At 44.0% G+C, this 20,272-nt stretch carries 18 protein-coding genes and 1 other annotated feature; of the genes, 14 read left to right on the forward strand and 4 right to left on the reverse strand.

From position 1 onward, the window contains the following. Together A8708_RS23750 and A8708_RS23755 are read left to right on the forward strand one after the other, a co-directional pair. On the forward strand, positions 1–1,074 hold a 1,074-nt coding region (locus A8708_RS23750), incomplete at its 5' end, for a sensor domain-containing diguanylate cyclase (protein ID WP_338044234.1). Positions 1,075–1,363: 289 nt separating this feature from the next. Then, positions 1,364–2,695, forward strand: coding sequence for a sensor histidine kinase (locus tag A8708_RS23755; RefSeq protein WP_167355923.1), 1,332 nt, complete (start codon positions 1,364–1,366; stop codon positions 2,693–2,695). A 50-nt stretch (positions 2,696–2,745) separates the two neighbouring features. Here A8708_RS23755 and mreB read toward each other — a convergent pair whose 3' ends face one another. Next, positions 2,746–3,795 (reverse strand): rod shape-determining protein, encoded by a 1,050-nt coding sequence (mreB, locus tag A8708_RS23760; protein ID WP_068667799.1) that lies wholly within the window; start codon positions 3,793–3,795, stop codon positions 2,746–2,748. Between the two features lie 237 nt (positions 3,796–4,032). Here mreB and A8708_RS23765 point away from each other — a divergent pair, with 237 nt between their 5' ends. The 4 genes from A8708_RS23765 (at position 4,033) to A8708_RS23780 (ending at position 7,494) form a co-directional block, all read left to right on the forward strand. Beyond that, on the forward strand, positions 4,033–4,827 hold the full coding sequence (locus A8708_RS23765) for a Nif3-like dinuclear metal center hexameric protein (RefSeq protein ID WP_068667800.1): 795 nt from the start codon (positions 4,033–4,035) through the stop codon (positions 4,825–4,827). A gap of 119 nt (positions 4,828–4,946) precedes the next feature. Then, positions 4,947–5,933: a glycoside hydrolase family 43 protein gene (locus tag A8708_RS23770; protein ID WP_239696824.1), complete on the forward strand. Its 987-nt coding sequence runs from the start codon at positions 4,947–4,949 to the stop codon at positions 5,931–5,933. Between the two features lie 19 nt (positions 5,934–5,952). Continuing rightward, positions 5,953–6,912 (forward strand): D-2-hydroxyacid dehydrogenase family protein, encoded by a 960-nt coding sequence (locus A8708_RS23775; protein ID WP_239696825.1) that lies wholly within the window; start codon positions 5,953–5,955, stop codon positions 6,910–6,912. 69 nt (positions 6,913–6,981) lie between these two features. Next, the gene (locus A8708_RS23780; protein ID WP_068667801.1) at positions 6,982–7,494 is read left to right on the forward strand and encodes a hypothetical protein; all 513 of its coding nucleotides are present in this window, start codon (positions 6,982–6,984) and stop codon (positions 7,492–7,494) included. 566 nt (positions 7,495–8,060) lie between these two features. On the opposite strand, the gene A8708_RS23785 is transcribed toward A8708_RS23780, so the two are convergent. Continuing rightward, a complete protein-coding gene (locus A8708_RS23785) occupies positions 8,061–8,930 on the reverse strand; it encodes an AraC family transcriptional regulator (protein WP_068667802.1) in 870 nt (289 codons plus the stop codon). Between the two features lie 108 nt (positions 8,931–9,038). Between A8708_RS23785 and A8708_RS23790 the strand changes: the two genes are divergently transcribed. From A8708_RS23790 to A8708_RS23800, 3 genes are all read left to right on the forward strand, one after another. After that, entirely contained in the window at positions 9,039–10,040 is a 1,002-nt protein-coding gene (locus A8708_RS23790) for a glycoside hydrolase family 130 protein (RefSeq protein WP_082927750.1), read from the forward strand. A gap of 55 nt (positions 10,041–10,095) precedes the next feature. Further along, positions 10,096–10,353, forward strand: a binding site (T-box leader). An 82-nt stretch (positions 10,354–10,435) separates the two neighbouring features. Continuing rightward, on the forward strand, positions 10,436–13,516 hold the full coding sequence (gene ileS, locus A8708_RS23795) for an isoleucine--tRNA ligase (RefSeq protein WP_068667804.1): 3,081 nt from the start codon (positions 10,436–10,438) through the stop codon (positions 13,514–13,516). Positions 13,517–13,872: 356 nt separating this feature from the next. Then, positions 13,873–14,316: a cell wall hydrolase gene (locus A8708_RS23800; RefSeq protein WP_068667805.1), complete on the forward strand. Its 444-nt coding sequence runs from the start codon at positions 13,873–13,875 to the stop codon at positions 14,314–14,316. 62 nt (positions 14,317–14,378) lie between these two features. Here A8708_RS23800 and A8708_RS23805 read toward each other — a convergent pair whose 3' ends face one another. Beyond that, positions 14,379–15,470: a phosphodiester glycosidase family protein gene (locus A8708_RS23805; protein WP_239696826.1), complete on the reverse strand. Its 1,092-nt coding sequence runs from the start codon at positions 15,468–15,470 to the stop codon at positions 14,379–14,381. 200 nt (positions 15,471–15,670) lie between these two features. Further along, positions 15,671–17,056: a catalase gene (locus A8708_RS23810; RefSeq protein WP_068667806.1), complete on the reverse strand. Its 1,386-nt coding sequence runs from the start codon at positions 17,054–17,056 to the stop codon at positions 15,671–15,673. 137 nt (positions 17,057–17,193) lie between these two features. Between A8708_RS23810 and A8708_RS23815 the strand changes: the two genes are divergently transcribed. The 5 genes from A8708_RS23815 to A8708_RS23830 all read left to right on the forward strand — a co-directional run bounded on the left by A8708_RS23815 (position 17,194) and on the right by A8708_RS23830 (position 20,184). Then, positions 17,194–17,772 carry a TetR/AcrR family transcriptional regulator gene (locus tag A8708_RS23815; RefSeq protein WP_068667807.1) on the forward strand — a complete coding sequence of 193 codons (579 nt, stop codon included), beginning with the start codon at positions 17,194–17,196 and terminating at the stop codon, positions 17,770–17,772. Between the two features lie 153 nt (positions 17,773–17,925). Next, positions 17,926–18,249 (forward strand): NIPSNAP family protein, encoded by a 324-nt coding sequence (locus tag A8708_RS23820; RefSeq protein WP_068667808.1) that lies wholly within the window; start codon positions 17,926–17,928, stop codon positions 18,247–18,249. A 56-nt stretch (positions 18,250–18,305) separates the two neighbouring features. Next, on the forward strand, positions 18,306–18,848 hold the full coding sequence (locus tag A8708_RS23825) for an NAD(P)H-dependent oxidoreductase (RefSeq protein WP_068667809.1): 543 nt from the start codon (positions 18,306–18,308) through the stop codon (positions 18,846–18,848). A 114-nt stretch (positions 18,849–18,962) separates the two neighbouring features. Beyond that, positions 18,963–19,082: a tautomerase family protein gene (locus tag A8708_RS36605; RefSeq protein ID WP_239696827.1), complete on the forward strand. Its 120-nt coding sequence runs from the start codon at positions 18,963–18,965 to the stop codon at positions 19,080–19,082. 16 nt (positions 19,083–19,098) lie between these two features. Beyond that, the gene (locus A8708_RS23830; RefSeq protein WP_239696833.1) at positions 19,099–20,184 is read left to right on the forward strand and encodes an NAD(P)H-dependent flavin oxidoreductase; all 1,086 of its coding nucleotides are present in this window, start codon (positions 19,099–19,101) and stop codon (positions 20,182–20,184) included. The last annotated feature ends 88 nt before the right edge of the window (positions 20,185–20,272 follow it).

Below are 20,272 nucleotides of genomic sequence, written 5' to 3' on the forward strand. Positions count from 1 at the left end.
GCGTTGCCGTTTATTTTGTATCCAATGTTAAAGCAAGAATGTTCCAAGGAGGAGTCATATCTTTTTCTGTTGAATACAAGAAGTATCGGATACGTGCTTAATTTCAAAATATGGAGTGTGATTGCGATGCAAATCTTACTGAATGAAGTGCAGTACTATAAAAATTTTGATGAACTGGCTAGAGATGTGCTAGAAATGGCAAAAGAATCGATGCCAGATCGTTTGATTTATTTGACTTCGTTGACGAAACAACAACAAATAATATTAAAACTGTCTGAATCACATCCCGATATTCGTATTCATGAAGGAATGGAGATAGAAGTGAACGAGACCGTTTGTAACCGAATCGACTTTGTGAACAATACACCTTTAGTTCTTGAAGATATGAGTTTAGAAACCAACTTGGATAATTTAAGGGCCGCGCTTGTTGCAGCTAATATTAATTCTTACTTAGGGATTCCTATTATTTTATCAAATGGAGATACATTCGGGACGTTGTGCGCGGTTCATACAGATGCCATGATCATTAACAAGAAGTGCGTAACTATGCTCCAAAGAATAGCTAAATTATTTTCGTATTACTTAGATTTGGAACGACTGGCTTATCGGGATTCCTTAACAGGGCTCTATAACCGGCAGTTTCTATATAAATATTTTGAAGAAATCTCCACCACTGGAGGCGCTTTGTTGTTTCTAGATCTGGATGGATTCAAGAAGATTAATGACTTGTACGGCCATGATACAGGGGATTTAGTACTGCGGGAAGTTGCATTAAGACTAGAAAGTTTCGTTCAGACCCATCATGGGTTTGCGGTTAGACTTGGGGGCGATGAATTCATCGTAAATCTGGTTGATATCTCGAATAGAGAAGACATCCGTGCATTAGCCGATATGTTGCTTTCAAGGTTATCCTCTTGGGATACACAGTTGGAAGCGTTCAATTTGTCAGTCAGCATTGGGATTGTGCTTTATCCACCCGAAGAGAACAACAACTTGAAAGTTTTACTTAAAAATGCTGACAATGCCCTATATCGTGCGAAAGCAAACGGAAAGAACAGCTATCAATTTTTCTAAAAGAGTAGAGCCGTACGTTTCAGCATCATTTTACCAAAAATATGTGTAATAACTCCTATTCCACGCTTTGTGAGAGATATGCTATAATTCACGGAGTCATAATACCTGGCTTACAACCTCCCAATGTTGTAGGTCTTTTTTGCAGGAATATACGAGATATCGCAATAACAACCTATGAGTATGCGGAAATTAGTAAACAATTGTGATATTGAAAGTAGGTTCATGTATGAATTTTATTCTAATGGCTGCTATGTCGTTGGTACCTCTGTTTTTAGGGTTGTCGTGCAAAATGCTGTTTAAAACAAAACTAACCAATGCCATGTTAATGTTCATGATATTCATGAGTATTTGGCAGTTAGATGTCAGTGTTTTATACAGCAATGATGTGATTGAAACGGGATTGATTTTGTTTCTCTTTCAGCTCTTGCGAATTGGTTCGATTATGCTTCCTCCTGCATTTCTGTATGTTGGTTATATCTCGCTCAAACATCTCTCCAAAGACCAAGCGAAATGGATGAATCTTGTCATCAATAAATATACGCTGATTGTGTATGTATTGTGGTCTCTCTTTATTTATTGTATCAATTGGACAGATCTTGGTGTACTTGGGTTAAAGTCGATACAAGGCATTGGTAACCAAATTACCGTGTTGTACCCGATCTATGGTGCGTGGGGCACTTTATTTGTTAACCACATTAAATTATTAATTGTTAGTATACTGTTGACGTTACTTGCAAGTCGAAAAGTTACAGATAAATATGTGAGAAATTTCCTTACCTTATTCAGTCTTACTTTCCTTCTAACGTATATGATCGGTGTCTTGAATTTACAGGCAGGTACGTTCATCTATTCCAGTCAAATTGCTGTCATGTTGTTTTCGATCATTATTTTCTTTATTTTTGTTCAGATGAGCACAAGAATGATCAGAGACACCTCTCAAATTTTGAAGAGGAAAGAGAAGGAAGAACAAATTGCAATCTCGACTTCTGGACTCATTCATGAAATTAATAATCCGCTTACAGTTGTTAAAGGATATTCCGACCTCTTATCCCGCTATGAGCAATTGGATGGCAGTGCCAAAGGGATGGTAAGTCATATTGGGATTGCTGGTGACCATATGAACAGTATCCTTACGAACTATCATCATTTTATTAAAAGTGGAAGTATTCAAACAGAAGAAACTGACATGATGGAAGTTCTTCAAGAATCAATTGCATTGACTTCCCTTAGAGCCAAAGAGAAGCATGTAGTTATCGAATTCAGCCAACATAAGCCTATTAGCGTCTCGATAGATCGAGATAAAGTAAGACAAGTGTTTATTAATTTAATAAATAATAGTATGGATGCCATGGAGAATTCAGCGCGTAAAGTTCTCAAGATTGATTACTATAAGAAAAATAATGAGATTCATATCCTGTTAACCGATACGGGTTCCGGTATTCCTCAGGATGATTGGGATCACATTTTTACACCTTTCCATACAACCAAGAAAACAGGAATGGGTTTAGGATTGTCGATTTCGCAACGCATTATTAACTCACATGGCGGATATATTGAAATTGTAAATAGTACAGAAGAAGGCACAGAACTGAGGATAATCATGCCTCTCTGGTCCGAATAAACGCTAAAAAGCTTAGTCCGAGACAAACGCCTCATAGACTAAGCTTTTTATTATTGGCTGACGGCAATCTGCTCTTCAGTCGAAGTATCATGCATGAGAGGTCTGCTCTTCGTTCTGTAGACACCAAGCATTAATCCTGCACCTAGTGCTGTGCATTCGAGAGGATGTTCTGCACGATGCACCGAAACCCCCGTTTCAGCACGAATGCGTTCATCAATTCCTTCTAATAATGCACCGCCTCCACAGAGCAATATGCCCTGTTCCATGACATCCCCTGCAAGCTCTGGCGGACAAAGTTCTAACGTAGCTCTAATTGCATCAATCAAAGCATCCAAGAATTCATTTACTACCGTGTATATTTCACTTGAGACCAAACGGATCGAACGAGGTAAACCGTGAACCAAATCACGACCACGGACTTCAATTGAACGTTCTTCCGCTGTAAGGACGGCCGTTCCGATTTGCATTTTAATCTGCTCTGCGGTACGTTCACCGATTTCCATGTTATATTGACGTTTCACATAATCCATAATATCTCGATCAATCGATAGGCCACCCTGGTTAATCGTATGACTTGCGACAATGCCACCTAAGGACAATACTGCTACTTGACAAGTTCCGCCACCAATATCGAGAACTAAGTGACCGATGGGTTCGTCGAGCATAAGGCCAGCTCCAAGCGCAGCTGCAAGGGGCTCCTCGATGGCGATCGCTTTTTTGGCTCCGCGATGAACGATGGTTTCTTCAATTGCGCGTTTCTGCACGTTCGTAATGCCACATGGCACAGTAATATAAATTTGCGAACTACGTAGAAAAGAAGGTCTGCCTTGAATTTTTTTTATAAAATAGTTCAGCATCTTGCTGGTTTTGTCGAAATTTGCAATGACACCATGGATTAAAGGATAGGTGATATCCACATGGGCGGGAGCTCGTCCAATCATCGCTTGCGCTTCGGATCCTGCGGCTAACAATTCACCTGTATGGTTATCGAAAGCGACAACAGAGGGTTCATTAAGCACAATGCCTTTTCCCTTTTCGAAAATTACGGTGTTGGAAGTACCTAAATCAATCCCAAATAACTTATCAAACTGTTTGAACATTACTTGTTTCCTCCTTTGAGTTGTAATTAGGCATAATGGGGAGGTGGCATTCACGTCTGTATAGTATTCTTGACCTATTGCAGATTTAAGGGGGCTGTTCACAAGGAAATATTTGTGAGACCACGAATACATAATTAAACTCATGATACGAAATTCAATTAAACGCACGCGAATAGCATGATGAATATTGCTTAAGGTTGAAAGCACTACACACTTAATTGATAAGAGGGAGTAACAATGCGCGTAAACATACAAACAGTAATCAATAGGTTGATATCACCGATCGCGAAGCTCGAGCAAACAGTCGATACCTTGAAGTTTGGCCATCCTGACACGGAAGTGACCAGTATTGTGGTCGCTTTTATGCCGACGCAATCCGTCATTGAGCAAGCGATTCAGCGAGGAGCTAATCTAATTATTGCTCATGAAGGCCCCTTTTTTTCGCATCATGATGATACGGTATTACGGAAAGATGATCCTGTTTATGAAGAAAAGCGACGACTGTTGGAATCATCGGGTATCGCGTTATTCCGTTTCCACGATTATTTGCATCGCTATACACCAGATGGTGTCATGGAAGGTTTGCTTCAGAAACTCGATTGGATGCCTTACGTTCAGAAGCATCAGCCTGCCTACTCCATCTTGCAAATTCCAACGGCAACTTTAAGTCAAATCGCAGAGCATGTGAAGAGGCGGCTTGGTATTACATTTGTAAGATCACATGGTGATCGTGAGCTGTCATGCTCGACAATTGGTTTGCTTGCAGGTTATCGTGGCGGTGGTCAGAATGCCATTCCGTTATTCGAAAAAGAGGAACTGGATCTAGTTATGTATGGAGAAGGACCTGAATGGGAAACGCCTGAGTATGTAAGGGATGCAGTCTATCAGGGAAGACATAAGGCACTGATCGTGCTTGGTCATGCGGAGAGTGAAGAGCCTGGTATGGAATTGCTGGCAAATAAACTTACAAGCATGTACCCCGAGGTTCCTATTCACTACGTGAAAGAAAGACCGATTTTCAATATTTTGTAAGTTGTCATCGAACCTTATCATTCGGAATGGATCCAAGAATTTGAGCGTGAACATGTGAGGATATCGCAAGTTTTATCAAGCAATGCCAAGATCACACCTGACTGAGGAGTTGATTTCAAATGCCTGTCTACAATGCAGCTTGTGATGTAAATCATCCCCAACAAGGGCTTCGACTATCAGAGATTCCTGCGCATGACCCTTTCGTTTTTGCCGATCGACGGAATGGTGTTTATTATTTATACACGGGAGGATCACCGAGATTACACGGAATGGATAAGTACGGAGTCCTCACATATAAAAGCACCAATTTATCCGATTGGGAAGGACCCTATATCGTATTCACCGTTCCTGAAGGATGTTGGGCACATCCGCAGCATGGTGCTTGGGCACCAGAAGTTCATGCGTACAAGGGGCGGTTCTATTTGTTCGTCACTCTGCATAATAACGACAGGCGATTAGAGGGAGAGCCGATTCAAGGGTATGCCAAGCATTGGAGAGGGAGCGTAACCGCTGTAAGTGATTCTCCAGAAGGACCCTTCTCTTTGTTGCAAAATGAATCCCACGTGCTCCCTGAAACGATGATGACACTGGATGGTACATTATTTCTGGACGATCAGGAACGACCGTGGATGGTATACTGTCATGAGTGGATTCAGACCATAGATGGTACAATTGAAGCTGTTCGATTTACAGCAGATTTAACTGAAAAGGTTGGAGAACCGATTCATTTATTCAACGGATCGGAAGCGCTGTGGGACAATAATGAGGCAATTCCCGAAGGCGACATTCGTGTTTATATCACGGATGGTTGCCAATTGTATCGAACTTCAGGTGGACATTTAATAATGCTTTGGTCCAGTTATCAGGGGGGCAGTTATGTACAGACCATCGCTCGCTCCCTTACTGGACATTTGGAAGGGCCGTGGGAACAACTTCCTCCTCTTGTGAGAGATGACAGCGGCCACGGCATGATGTTCCAGTCTTTTGATGGTACATGGCTTTTAATCCTTCACCAACTTTTCGAATGCCTGAATCGAGATGCAAGATGTTCCAAATGGAAGATACAGGCGACAGCTTCAAAGTGGTTCGTCAAATTGAATAAATAGGACTGAAGGAGATGCTTTTATGATGAAATTACACTGTGCCATACTAGATGATTACCAGCAAGTAGCGTTGACTTCTGCTGATTGGTCGCAGGTGCTAGATCAGGTGGAAGTTACTCGTATCGATCGGCATATCGACAACATGGATGAGCTTATCGAGCAGATCGGAGACTGCGAAATTGTCGTTATTATGCGAGAAAGAACGCCGTTCCGCGCGGCTTTACTCGCAAGGCTTCCAAAGTTGAAGCTGCTCATTACGACAGGCATGCGCAATGCCTCTGTCGATATGAAGGCTGCTGCGTCGCAAGGCATTATCGTATGCGGCACGGGTGGCGCTGGCAATGCAACGGCTGAGCTCACGTGGGCGCTGCTATTAGGACTGGCTCGCAATATTGTCACGGAACACAATGCGATTCGTCATGGACTATGGCAAAGCACGGTTGGCGCGGATTTGTACGGCAAGACGCTTGGCGTTATTGGACTTGGTAATTTGGGTTCGAAAATTGCCAAGTACGGCCATGCATTTGGTATGGATGTAGTGGCATGGAGCCAGAATTTAACGCAAGAGCGGGCTGACGAAGTTGGCGTACGACTGGCTGCATCGAAAGATGAGCTGATGGCGAATAGTGATTTTGTGTCGATTCATCTTGTTTTAAGTGATCGGACACGCGGATTGATTGGTGCGGAGGACCTGAAGCGAATGCGGTCATCAGCCTATTTAATCAATACGTCTCGAGCGCCAATCGTAGATCAAGATGCACTTGCGGAAGCCTTGCAGAGCGGATGGATCGCCGGAGCGGCGGTGGATGTGTTCGAAGTGGAACCATTGCCCAAGGATGACAGCTATCGATCGCTTCCGAACCTCCTCACGACACCACATATCGGCTATGTGGCGAAAGCGAATTATGAAGCATTTTACAAGCAAGTGGTTGAAGATATTGAAGCATATTTAGCCGGGTCGCCCATTCGAAAATTGAATTAGTTAATCACATTAACTATGGGGGCAGCGGAAAATCTCGATACGATTAGGTTCGAACGAGGAGGTAGGCAAGTGGACTATGTGAGGGATTATGCTATGTATGCTTCCGTGTTTGGTATGTTCAGCTTTATTTGGTTCGGCTGGGCACAAGAAAATCCGAGAGCTAGCTGGCGATTATATCTGGGCATTGCTTCTGGGATTGCACTTATCACGTGTTTGATTGGCGTATTTTTAAGCGTAAAGAACTGGGATGCACCTTCGGCTTTGGGGGAAGCATCCGCCTTCCGAAATTATCTCATTTCGTTTTATGCGGAGTTTGTTCTGGGGGGTGCAGGTGCATTTGTGTTAATCCGGAAAGGGCTCAAAACGTATGTCGCCCCATGGATAGCTTTTATCGTCGGCATTCATTTCATTAGTTTGAAAAGTGTGTTTGAGGATGCCAGTTTGTGGTTGCTTGCGGTTTCGATCATAGCTATACGAGTAGCTCCCAGACTTCAAGTGGCGCATAGTGCGATTACAGGCATTGGAGCTGGCACGGTATTGTTCGGCTTCGCTGTATTAGGGTTGATTCGATTTATGTCATAGTTGGGCTAGGACCGGAGGCGCTCGAAGTGGATGCGAAGATCTAGCAATTCATTGCTGTTGAAAGTGAGGATCCATGTGGAACGGACGTACGAAGTGGACTCCACTCATTGCTTGTGGAAGCGTTAATCGATGTGGAATGGACGAATGAAGTGTAGCCACTCATTGCTTATGGAAACGATAACTTTGCAGAACGGATCCCACTGCACGCAGAATGAGTTAACTGGAAAATATACAGCTATTTCCGCGGAATTTACTCGAAAACTCAATTTAACTGTAAAACATGTAGGTAAAATTGTTATTCTAGCCCAAATTAGATGATCTGGTTGAAAATAACCACATATTTTCCAGCTATTCTTAATTTAGTGAGAATATCTCACAAAATAAATGTAGAAAATCCATCGATTCAACAGTGGCATAACAGAAATTCGAAACGATTACCGCTGGCGTACAAAAATAACCGACTGAGTACCCGCTCAACCGGTTATTCTATGTTGATTTCACTTTAGATGCAACCGTTCCGTCGGTTACTCTAAGTTGTCATCCCTTCACCTATGTTCTAGTTGGCTTCACTTCAACTGCCGCATAGAAGCTCTATACGAGGTTGGTGAAATCTCTACAAGTTTTAGGAAATTACGACTAAAGCTGGCGAACGATTCGTAGCCGACTTCAAACGCGATATCTGTTACCTTCATTTCGGTGGTAGCTAACAAACTACACGCATGTCGGATCCGAGTTTCCTGAAGCAGGGTGACGAAGGTTACGCCGAGATGCTGCGATAGGATTTGTGTTACCCTAGTAGGATGACAGTGGAAATGAGCGCCGATTATCTCCAACGTGAGCGGGTCGCGGTAGTGAGTATGGATGTAGCGTAGGATGGCCCATGGTAAAGCGGTTTTGGCAGGTAATTCGGAACCATTCGGTCTCGGTTGAACGACTACGTGAAGGGGATTAAGTCGGTGAAGAAACGCAAGTATGCGTTGGAGCTCACCTTTCAAGAGAAGAGGCTGCCATACATCAGCGGGTTGCTCATATTCATGGAGCATGCCTTGCAACTTCACTCTTACAGTTTCACTTTGTTCAGCATTTAGATCATAGTGTGTCTGAAATGAATTATGATCCGACAGCAGCAGACGCTCCGCGGGATCCCCAAGCAGCTCTAAGCCAAACATACAGTTGAACAGAATGAGCGGGCTTCCCGGGTTCGCAGTGATTTCGTGTACTTGATAGGGAAGAAGTAAAGTAAAGGTTCCAGGTTGCATGAGATGTACATCACCATTCACGGTTTCATATCCATAGCCCGCAACAACCAGAGAGAATTCCAAGAAATCATGACGATGGCTGGGAAAGTGCTGGTCAACTCGATTAATGGATAAATGAAAGGGAAATGCCCCGATATTGGGATAGTCCGATAATTGCTTATTGATGGGAAATGTCATGAGAATCACAGCCTATTCAAGAAATGAGAGGTTTGTTAAAGGATTGATAGGTATAGTAAGCACACCTATTGTAACCTATTGATAGATAAGATTGAAGGAGGAACTCTCATGACATTAACCATTGGTTCATTAAAATCAAGTTCTGTTATCACAAGACATCCTGCTAACCCAATCCTTACAGCAGATTCCGTGCCCTATCCTACAGCGCTTACATTCAATGCAGGCGTTACCAAGTTCCAAGGACAATATATTATGGTATTCCGGAATGATCATGGATCTATCCAAGATCAAACGATAGAACCTTCCCATACAACAGATCTAGGCCTTGCTTACAGCAAAGACGGCATCCATTGGGACGTACAGTCGAAACCATGTTGGAAGTTATATGACGAGGAAATTACACGCGTGTATGACCCTCGACTAACGGTGATGGACGGACGCGTTTACATGTGTTTTGCAGTCGATACACGTCATGGAGTTCGAGGTGGAATTGCGGTAACGGATGATTTTGATTCATTTGAAATCTTGTCCATGTCAGCACCAGATAACCGAAATATGGTTCTGTTTCCTGAGAAAATTAACGGCAATTATGTACGCCTAGAGCGTCCTTTCCCGGTTTACAGCCGTGGCAAAGATCAATTTGATATATGGCTTTCACAGTCGCCTGATCTCAAATATTGGGGAGACACGGATCTCGTCCTAGGTGTTGAGCATGTACCGTATGCGAATGACAAAATTGGTCCTGCAGCGCCGCCGATTCGTACGTCCAAAGGATGGTTAACGACAATCCATGCTGTTGATATCGATCCCAATCGTGGGAAGAATGGCTGGGAACCAACGTGGAAAAAGCGCTACACAGCCGGTATTATGCTGCTTGATTTGGATAACCCGAAGAAGGTTGTCGGTCTCTATAAAGAACCATTACTTGCCCCTGAGGTTAGCTATGAAACAGATGGCGGCTTCCGTAATGACGTTATTTTCCCAGGCGGTATGATTCTAGAAGATGATGGTGAAGTGAAAATCTACTATGGCGCAGCGGATACCGTTGAATGTTTGGCAACTGCGCATGTTGATGACTTGGTGAAATTATGTTTGGAAGGAAATAAATAGCGCCTGTTGACTTTTGTCGATGAAGATGCAAGAATGAGTTAACTGAATGTTCGAATTAAATTCATTGACGAGAAAGAGTATAGGGAGCCCTTGATCCACAGAGAGTTGGCGCAGAGCTGAGAGCCAATGTTCAAGACTTCGTAGAAAATCCTCTCCGAGAAGGAAAGCTGAAGTAGGTAAGTAAGCTGACCCGGGTTCCAGCCGTTACTAAGGATGCGTATGATGGTACGTAGTTAGAGGTGTCGTAGGATTATGGTAGTCATAATCCCTACGGAACTAGGGTGGTATCGCGAGATGAAATCTCGTCCCTTATGGGACGGGATTTTTTGTGTTTTTCTAAGAACTTTCTCGTTAAGGTATGAACATGAAGTGGAATGAATGAGAGGATGAGACCCATGAGAAAAGTGGATGTGAAAGAGAAAGCAAGGACGCGAGAACTCCGAGTTCTTGAAGAGTGGAAACGTAACGATACATTTCGCCAATCGATTGCAAACAGGGAGGGGAGTCCCAATTTTGTTTTCTATGAAGGCCCCCCAACAGCGAATGGTGAGCCGCATATCGGACATGTGTTAGGCCGCGTGATCAAAGATTTCATCGGACGTTACAAAACGATGTCAGGCTATCGTGTCGTTCGCAAAGCGGGGTGGGATACGCATGGACTTCCCGTAGAGCTTGGTGTTGAGAAGAAGCTTGGTATCTCTGGCAAGCAGGAAATCGAATCGTATGGGGTCGCTGAATTCGTGGAGGCGTGTAAGCGCAGCGTTTTCGAATATGAGAAGCAGTGGCGTGAATTGACCGAGGGGATCGCTTACTGGACGGATATGGAGAATCCCTATGTCACATTAACCAATGATTATATCGAGAGTGTTTGGCACATTTTATCTACCATTCATGGGAAAGGACTGTTGTACAAAGGGCATCGCGTAAGCCCGTACTGTCCTGATTGTCAAACGACGCTAAGCTCACATGAAGTAGCCCAAGGCTATGAAGATGTGAAAGATTTAAGTGCCACTGTGAAATTCAGGAGTAAGCACGGGAATGAACATTTTCTTGCATGGACGACAACACCATGGACGTTGCCTGCCAATGTCGCTTTAGCCGTCAATAAAGATCTCGATTATGTCAAAGTCAAACAGGATGGCGAAGTCTACATTGTTGCAAGCAATCTTGTGAGCAAGATCATGAAGGGAGAGTATGAGCTCCTATCTACGCATAAGGGGTCTGAATTTATTGGGACACCGTATGAGGCACCATTTGGTTATGTCCAAGTGGCGAAGGGGCATATCGTCATAGATGCCGATTATGTGAGTGATTCCAGTGGTACGGGGATCGTGCATATTGCCCCAGCTCATGGGGAAGACGATTATCGCACCGTACGTCAGCATGAATTGGATTTCGTGAATGTTGTGGATGCGAGAGGCCGTTATAATGACCAAATTTCAGAATTTGCCGGTCGTTTCGTGAAAGATTGTGATATCGATATTGTTAAAAGCTTAGCTGAACGAGGTTTGTTATTTTCTAAGGAACGTTACGAGCATAGCTATCCATTTTGTTGGCGTTGTAAATCACCGCTGCTCTATTACGCGACGGAGAGTTGGTTCATTCAAACAACAGCTATTAAAGATCAACTGATCGCAAATAACAGTAAAATCAATTGGTATCCATCCCACTTGCGAGAAGGTCGATTTGGTAAGTTCTTAGACGAGTTAGTTGATTGGAATATCAGCAGGAATCGCTATTGGGGGACGCCGCTTAATGTTTGGGTTTGCGAAGACTGCAACGCCGAATATGCACCTCACAGTCATAAGGATCTTCGCGATCGCGCTACCGATCCGATAGCGGAAAATATGGAATTGCATAAGCCTTACGTGGATCACGTAAAGCTGCGCTGCGCTTGCGGTGGTACGATGCATAGAACCTCGGAAGTCATCGACGTGTGGTTCGATAGCGGATCCATGCCATTTGCCCAGTATCATCAGCCATTTGAACACAAGGAACTGTTTCAAGAGCAGTATCCCGCGGATATGATCTGTGAGGGGATTGATCAGACGCGCGGCTGGTTTTTCAGTTTGTTGGCGGTCTCGACCTTGTACAATGGGCAAATCCCATATAAGTCCGTATTATCAACGGGGCATGTGCTCGATGAGAATGGACAAAAGATGTCCAAAAGCAAGGGCAACGGGATTGATCCCTGGGAAATCATTAACGAATTTGGTACAGATGCATTTCGATGGGCGTTATTATCCGACAGTGCGCCATGGAGCAGTAAGCGATTCTCTAAACAGATTGTCGCAGAGGCGAAATCCAAAGTTATCGATACGATCAACAACACACATGCCTTCTATGCGTTGTATGCACAAATCGACCAGTATGAACCCGATGACTTTCCGCAAATGACCTCCGTGAATGTGCTAGATCGGTGGATTTTGTCTAGGTTAAACAGCACCTTGCAACACGTTGTCAAAGGTTTGGAAATGAACGATTTCTTGAATCCCGCGAAGCAAATTGAAACTTTCGTAGATGAGCTCAGCAATTGGTATATCCGACGTTCGCGTGATCGCTTCTGGGGGAGTGTGTGGACATCTGATAAAATTGCAGCCTATCAGACCTTACATCATGTACTGTTAACACTCGCGCGATTAATTGCTCCCTACACACCGCTCATTGCGGATGATTTATATGCCAACCTGGGTGGCAAGGGAAGCGTGCATTTGACCGATTATCCGAGTATGGATGAATCGTTACACGATGTATCGTTAGAGAAGGAAATGGAAACGGTAAGGCAAATCGTAGAATTGGCTCGTAATATCCGGAAAGAGACGGGGATCAAAACCCGAATGCCGCTGTCAGCGTTATTGATTTCGTTGGATGGTGCGTCAAACATCCGTGGATTTGAAGATATCATCCAAGATGAAATCAATGTGAAGTCGATACAACTCGTATCGAGTGATGCCGACTTCGTGCGCGTTACGTTGAAATTAAACTTGAAAGCAGCTGGTAAAAAGTTTGGGAAATTTGTAGGGCCGGTGCAAGCCTATCTGAAGCAGTTATCTGCGCTAGAAGCGCAATCCGTGGTAGACAATGGCTTCCTGGATATAGAGGTCGATGGTGAAAGCCTGCATATTCTGCTTGAGGAGCTTCTCACCCAGAAACAAGCGAGTGAAGGCTATGCTTCAGCAAGCCATAATCAAATGACCGTTGCCCTGAATACAACCCTGACTGAAGAGTTGGAACAGGAAGGGTTGGTTCGAGAAGTTATTCGAGCTATTCAGGATTATCGTAAAAAGAAGGGCCTTCCGATCGAAAAACGCATCGATCTTGTTCTGGATGTAGACGCACATGTTCATGCTGCATTAGTACGATTTGACCATGTTTTACAAGAACATGTCCTACTGAACAGTGTTCGTTATGCAACTGAACCCAATATGGAATCCGTTTCGTACGGTGAAAGCAAGTTCAACCTGCTAATTGTATAATGTGATTGTAGGAATAGGGTAGAACGCCAGCGGCGTCTGCCCTATTTCTGTTTAGTAGAGAGCGTTCGACAATGACTAACTCTCAGATGCTCTATGTCCGCGAGTTGCCGTAATGTAAATTGAGAATGAAAATGTTCATGAATGTAGTGAGCAGATTTTCCGATGCGATTGTGATGGGTGGACAAAGCTGACTTGGTTTGATGTACTGTTCGTCCGGTCAGCGTGAGTAATGAGATCAAGTGGGGAATCGCATCTAGTTGGAGAAGATTAAATCATCGTTTCGCGGCAACTAAGTCACATTTCCACTTCACCTACAATATGATGGGTCTAGACATATACTCAATTGAGGTGAGCGAATGGCAGTCGTAAAAGCTAGAAAGCAGGATATTGATATGTTGGCAAGGTTGCTTCGAGCAGAAGCGGAGACTGAAGGCGAAAACGGTATGCTGCTTGTTGGAAATGTTGGGATAAATCGAATAAGAGCCAATTGCTCTGATTTCAAAAATCTCCGGACTATTCCCCAAATGATCAATCAGCCGCATGCGTTTGAAGCGTTGCAGCACGGTTTGTACTATCAAAACGCCAGAGAAAGAGAGCGGCGGCTTGCACAAAGAGCTGTAAATGGGGAGCGGATATGGCCAGGTAAGTTCTCCCTCTGGTATTTCCGCCCAGGAACGTTCGACAATCCTGGCCCATGCCCGGATACATGGTATAATCAGCCGAAGGCGGGACGCTATAAGAAGCACTGTTTCTATGAGCCAACCGCGAAAGAATGTTCAAATGTCTATAATACGTTCTAGGGATGGAAATAGACTCATACGACATGAAGAAAGAGCTGCCCATGGACAGCTCTTTTCGTTTTTCACTTATTATTTAAATGATGTTGCTCCGCGAGATAACCTGGGTTGTCATAAGCACCGCCGGGATCAATGTCGGTTACACCATCCCAAATATTCTCAACTTTAACCTGATCCGGGTGTTCAAAAATAAGAAGACCAGAAGGCAGTCTTCTTTCGCCATAACGGCTGGATGGATGCGTAATGAGATCATTCCCGACAACCATCTCCGAAGAGGCACCACCATCTAAGAAACCGGCATTGACACAGCCTTCTTTCAGTAGAAGGTCTTGAACATCTTTGAGAGAAGCGCCAATACTTTTGGTTTGACGTCCGTCAATAACGATCATGATAATTACGCCATCCGCCCGTTGTCCAATGGCTGTCCGCGGGTTAAGACCATCACCAATGATGGGAAGTGCTTTCCCATTAGCAATAATGCGAGGATAGAAGGATACAGCGTCAGTCACATGCAAGGCTAATAATTCATCAATCGAATATTTCCCTATAAGTAATTTCCCCTTGTCGAACGCCACGACTTGTTGAGGAACAGTCCCGTCAACGCTTGTATACAATATTTGGCCTCCAGACATAATAACCCCAATGGGAGCAAATCCGTTGCCGAGTCCTTGCGGGTCATCGAAACCTCCACCGTTGATACCGGCAAGCGCTCCAGTACGATTCACCATCGAGCTGATCGTTTCTCCTTGACCTACTTTACTAGGAACTACTACACGAATAGCCCTTGGATCGTAGACAATCATTTTTTTACCGATCCAGCCACGACCAGCAATATCTTCAACATCAATGAGCTTACCATCTTGTTTCTGAATCGTAATGGCATTCAAATCCTGCTTTTCAATAGCGTTATTTTCACTCATTTGTTGGACATTTTGAATCATTTCATCCCGTTTCTTCACTCCTACAAAAATCCACGCCCACTCCCGATGCTGGGTAGCGATAAACGTATCAGCAAGGAACAGGCGGATTCTCGATCCTGGTGGAGTAAAGAATAGAAAGCTTAAGGATAGCGATCCAAGAATGATACAAATGAATATGGAACGTTTCAGCCAGCTCGCGCTTTGCTCATGTTTGTAAGTAATTCCTGCTAGCTTCATGATAATAAGTGCCTACTTTCTGCATTTTTCGAATCGGATAAGGCTAGTATAAGTATACAAAATGAACCTGTAGCAAAGCTGAAAATAAGCTTAAAAACCACCATTTGAAGCCGAGTAAATAGATCCAATTATGCCAAATCATTCTTCAACCGCGTTGTAAGACACAAAAGGCCACCCTGATGGGCAGCCAATCCGGCGTACTAACCTTTGTTCTGAAGCTGAATTCGACCTGAAACCTTGGTTGCTAATTCTTGCGACGCCTGGTTAAGATATGTTAGGACAATATGTTGGAGGTCGGTGGATATACGAGCTAGATCGGCAGCAAGATTCTCTACCAAGTGTTCTTGTTGAATAGGTGGAAGGGAGTTATAATACTGACCTGCTTGTGTAAAATTATCTGGATTAGGTATATCCGATCGAATGAGGCGACCTTCAACATATCTACCCTCACCACTGGTCTCGAGCGAACGGGGAGTCCAGTTGGTCTGATGGTTAATGGGAAGCTTACGGAAATCGGATCCCAGGCGATGACGCTGTGAATCCCAGTATATATTCGTGCGTCCTTGCAGCATTTTATCGTCCGACAATTCGGCTCCTTCTAATAGATTCGCGGGAGAAAAAGCAATTTTCTCGACTTGCTCCATATAGTTATCTGGATTACGATTCAGAATAAGCCGCCCTACAGGCATTAATGGGAACTGTCTTTCATCCCAAACTTTCGTATCGTCTAGCGGATCGTAGGACAACTTGGCACCATCGTCCGGGTTCATTAATTGAACATACAGCCCATATTCAACCGTTCTACCTGAGGCTAGCGTATCAAAGAGGTCCTTACCAGCATAATCGGGATTTTCACCAGCTAACGTAGCCGCTTCGCGGTTATCAATAACCTGTCTGCCTGCTAAAGGGTACCAGTGATATTTCACCAATGTACGAATGCCTAGTTCGTTTCGCCAGACATACGTGTTAACGCTATGACCTGGCATATGGCGGAAACTCTTGATGGTTCCAGCATCCGAATATAGTTGAACAAGGAAATGAGTCGCTTCTGGCGCGCGTGCGATGAAGCTCCAGAATCGTTCAGGATCAATCAAATTATTAACGGGTGAAGGCAAGAAGGCTTTGATCGACTCAGGAAACCGAATTGCATCCCGAACAGAGAACACAGGAATATGATTGCATAACAAATCGAATACGCCTTGTTCCGTATAAAACTTCGTAGAGAAACCACGTACGTTGCGAGACGTATCCGGTGTACCTTTATTGCTAACTGCAAGGGAAAAGCGGACCGTAACAGGAACTTGCTGACCTGGTTGTTGTAGAAAGTGAAGCTTCGTATAAGGTGTCATTGCATTCACAGTCTGAAAGTATCCAAAAGCACCATAACCTTTCACATGAACAGGTCTTTCTAGAATCTTGGTATGTACGAAAGTCTCTAAGGTTTCATGTAAGATACTATCTTGTTCCAAGACAGGCCCTTGATAACCAACGCTTTGGGAATGAAATTTCGCAGGTGCGTCTCCTGACCATTCAGAAGAACCGTTAGGGTGTATAGGTTTTGGCGGCAAACCTCTGTTATCTTCCATTATTCAACCTCCTGTTATTGCACTGATTTAGATCGTTATGCGGGCATTTCAACATTTATGCCAATCACCACATACAATTTGTTGCTGCTGCAAAATTATAGGTTGACATCCTATCTACTAAAAGGTAGAATAACAACATGACCAAAACAACTAACAGCAAAAACACGTCAGAACTTATTCTTGACACAGCACAAGCGTTTGTCCAGCAGTATGGGTTCAATGGATTCAGTTATTCGCATATTGCGGAAAAAGTAGGTATACGTAATGCCAGTATTCATTATTATTTCCCGAATAAGGAGGATTTGGGAGAAGCTCTGATTGCTCGTTATCTCAGAAATTTCAACCATTTCGTTGCTGGAATCGATGCTGAAATAACGAATCATATCGAGAAGTTACGCAAATTCATCTTACTTTACAGTGGACCTGTTCAGGCTTATTGCGCTTGTCTGAGTGTCATGTTATCAACAGACTTAGCAACATTATCAGGCAAAGTACAGGTCGGGCTATCCCAGTTCTTCACGGCTAATCTAGAGTGGTTGGCACGGGTGTTAGAGGACGGACGGCGTGAAGGCCAACTACATTTTGAAGGGGCCGCGGATGTTCAAGCACACCAATTTCTAGCTGCGCTTCAAGGTGCGCAACTATTGGCAAGAAGTTTCCACGATATAAGCAAGTATGAGAAGATAGCAGCAGGATTACTATCCGCTTTAGTTTGAAAAAGAAGGCGGATTATTTTTTGAGAAATGTCTACCTTTTAGTAGGTAGATGGATATATCAATAGAAATTAGAGGATACAATATGAGTTTGCACAAAGTACAAGATAGTGTTGACGCGATTGTGGTAACACTATAATAAGGAGGTGAGAAGACATGTTATATGAACTACGAATTTATCATGTAAACCCTGGCAAAATGCAGCTTCTTCATGAGAGATTCAGAGATCATGTGACCGATTTATTTTTGAAGCATGGCATGAAGATTACGCATTATTGGGAAGATATCAATGAGTTAAATAACCGACTCTATTATGTCGTTGAGCATGCCAATATGGAAAGTCGTAATCTGAATTACGAACGTTTCCGAAACGATCCAGAATGGCTTGAAGTGAGACGGATTTCAGAATTAGACGGCCCTTTTCTTAAAGATCAAGAGAGCATATTTATGCAAAATGTAGCCTTTTCCAGAACCAATTGAAACCGAACAGCCCAAAAACAACACCTAATACAAATTAGAAACGGAGCAAACCTACTATGAAAACATTAGTCATTATCACTCATCCGAATATCGAGCAATCCCACTGGAATAAAGCTTGGCTGGAAGCCTTACAAGAACAAGGCGAGTACACGATTCATCAATTATATAAAGAGTATCCAGACGAAAATATCGATGTTTCCAAAGAACAGAAACTTATTGAAGCACATGATCGGGTTATTTTCCAATATCCGCTATTTTGGTACAGCACACCTTCTTTGCTGAAAAAGTGGTTTGATACTGTTCTGCAGTATGGCTGGGCTTATGGTCCAGATGGCAGCAAAACGGCAGGCAAAGAAATCGGTGTAGCGATTTCGACATATGGTACAGAAGCTTCTTACCAGGCTACAGGCTCTAATCGTTTCACACTTCAAGAAATACTACGCCCGATGGAAGCACTCGCTCAATTTATCAGCGCTTCTTATTTGCCACACTTTGCACTGAACGATACGTCTAATGTTACGGATGAGCGGATAGCGCAAAGCAGCAAAGATTACATTCATCATCTGCAAACTGTAAAGCCGGCTCTGATTACAAAATAACATGCCAGTTGTTACGATTAAAGTAACCCGTGAGGGAACCAGCCAGAACATCAGTCGGTTACGGCTGAGGAGAAGGCAGCGCTTATTAAAGATGTCAGTGAACTGCTTCTTAATGTGCTAAACAAGCCATTAGATTCTACTCATGTTATTATTGAGGAAGTCGAATTGGACAATTGGGGATGGGGCGGTTTACCAGCACTTGAATACCGCAATCAGCGATCCTCTCTCAAGTGATAGGAGGCAGAAGATCATTCATCTGAATACAGCACTTTGCCGCATATTTGACATTCGTTATCCGATCTTCCTAGCGGGTATGGCAGGAGGACCTGGAACGGTCCGCTTAACGGCAGCCGTATCCCATGCAGGCGGGTTAGGTACGCTCGGAGCGGCTTATATGGAACCAGAAGCGATCCGTACAGCCATTCGTGATATTCGTAAATTAACGAACGCGCCATTCGGTGTTAATTTATTCGTTACGCGGGCTCCAGATGATAATACGAGAACACGGGAAGTTCAACTGGAACTGAACGTGATGAGAGCCAAGCTCGGCATACCGCAAATTGTGGCGGAAGAGGTAACGACCCCTGATCATTTTGAGCAACAATTCGCCGTTCTGTTAGAAGAACGAGTGCCGGTGATCTCGACGGCTTTCGGCGTACTTCCAGCTCACATGACAGAAGCAGCCAAAGCGGTTGGGATTCGAATTGTAACGATGGTGACAACCGTGGAAGAAGCGATTCTAGCTGAGCAAGCCGGATGTGACGCGATAGTTGCGCAGGGGAGCGAAGCTGGCGGTCACCGCGGGACATTCGACATTACCAATCGGCCTATGGGCGCAAACATAGGCACAATGGCACTCGTGCCGCAAATCGTTGCACATGTTGGCATCCCTGTTATTGCAGCAGGAGGAATTATGGATGGTCGTGGACTTGTTGCCGCGCTGGTGCTCGGGGCTCAGGGGATTCAGATGGGGACGCGGTTCCTCACTTCAATTGAATCAGGCGCTCATCTCGCATACCAACAGAAACTCCTTGCAAGTACCGAAGAGAGTACAGTGATTACGAATGTATTCTCTGGGCGACCTGCCAGAGGGATCGTGAACGAATTTATTCATGTCTGGGATGGGAATGGGGTACAACCGCTTCCGTTTCCGACTCAAAATACGGCGACAAGAGATATTCGCAATGCAGCGGCGCAACAAGATAATACCGACTATATGTCGTTGTGGTCAGGGCAAGGCTTGCGGTTGCTTACAGCTGGCCAAAGTGCAGAGAGCATCGTGGAGGAGACCATCCAACAGGCTCAAGTGATTCTCTCCCAAATTAAAAACGCCTAATTCAGTCAATGTACCGGAAACCTGCCCAAGTGGCAGGTTTCTTTTTTGCTTTTCAGAGAGCGAGATCAGGTTATTCAGAATATTTTTG

The organism is Paenibacillus oryzisoli, assembly GCF_001653565.1.
Lineage (GTDB): Bacteria > Bacillota > Bacilli > Paenibacillales > NBRC-103111 > Paenibacillus_E > Paenibacillus_E oryzisoli.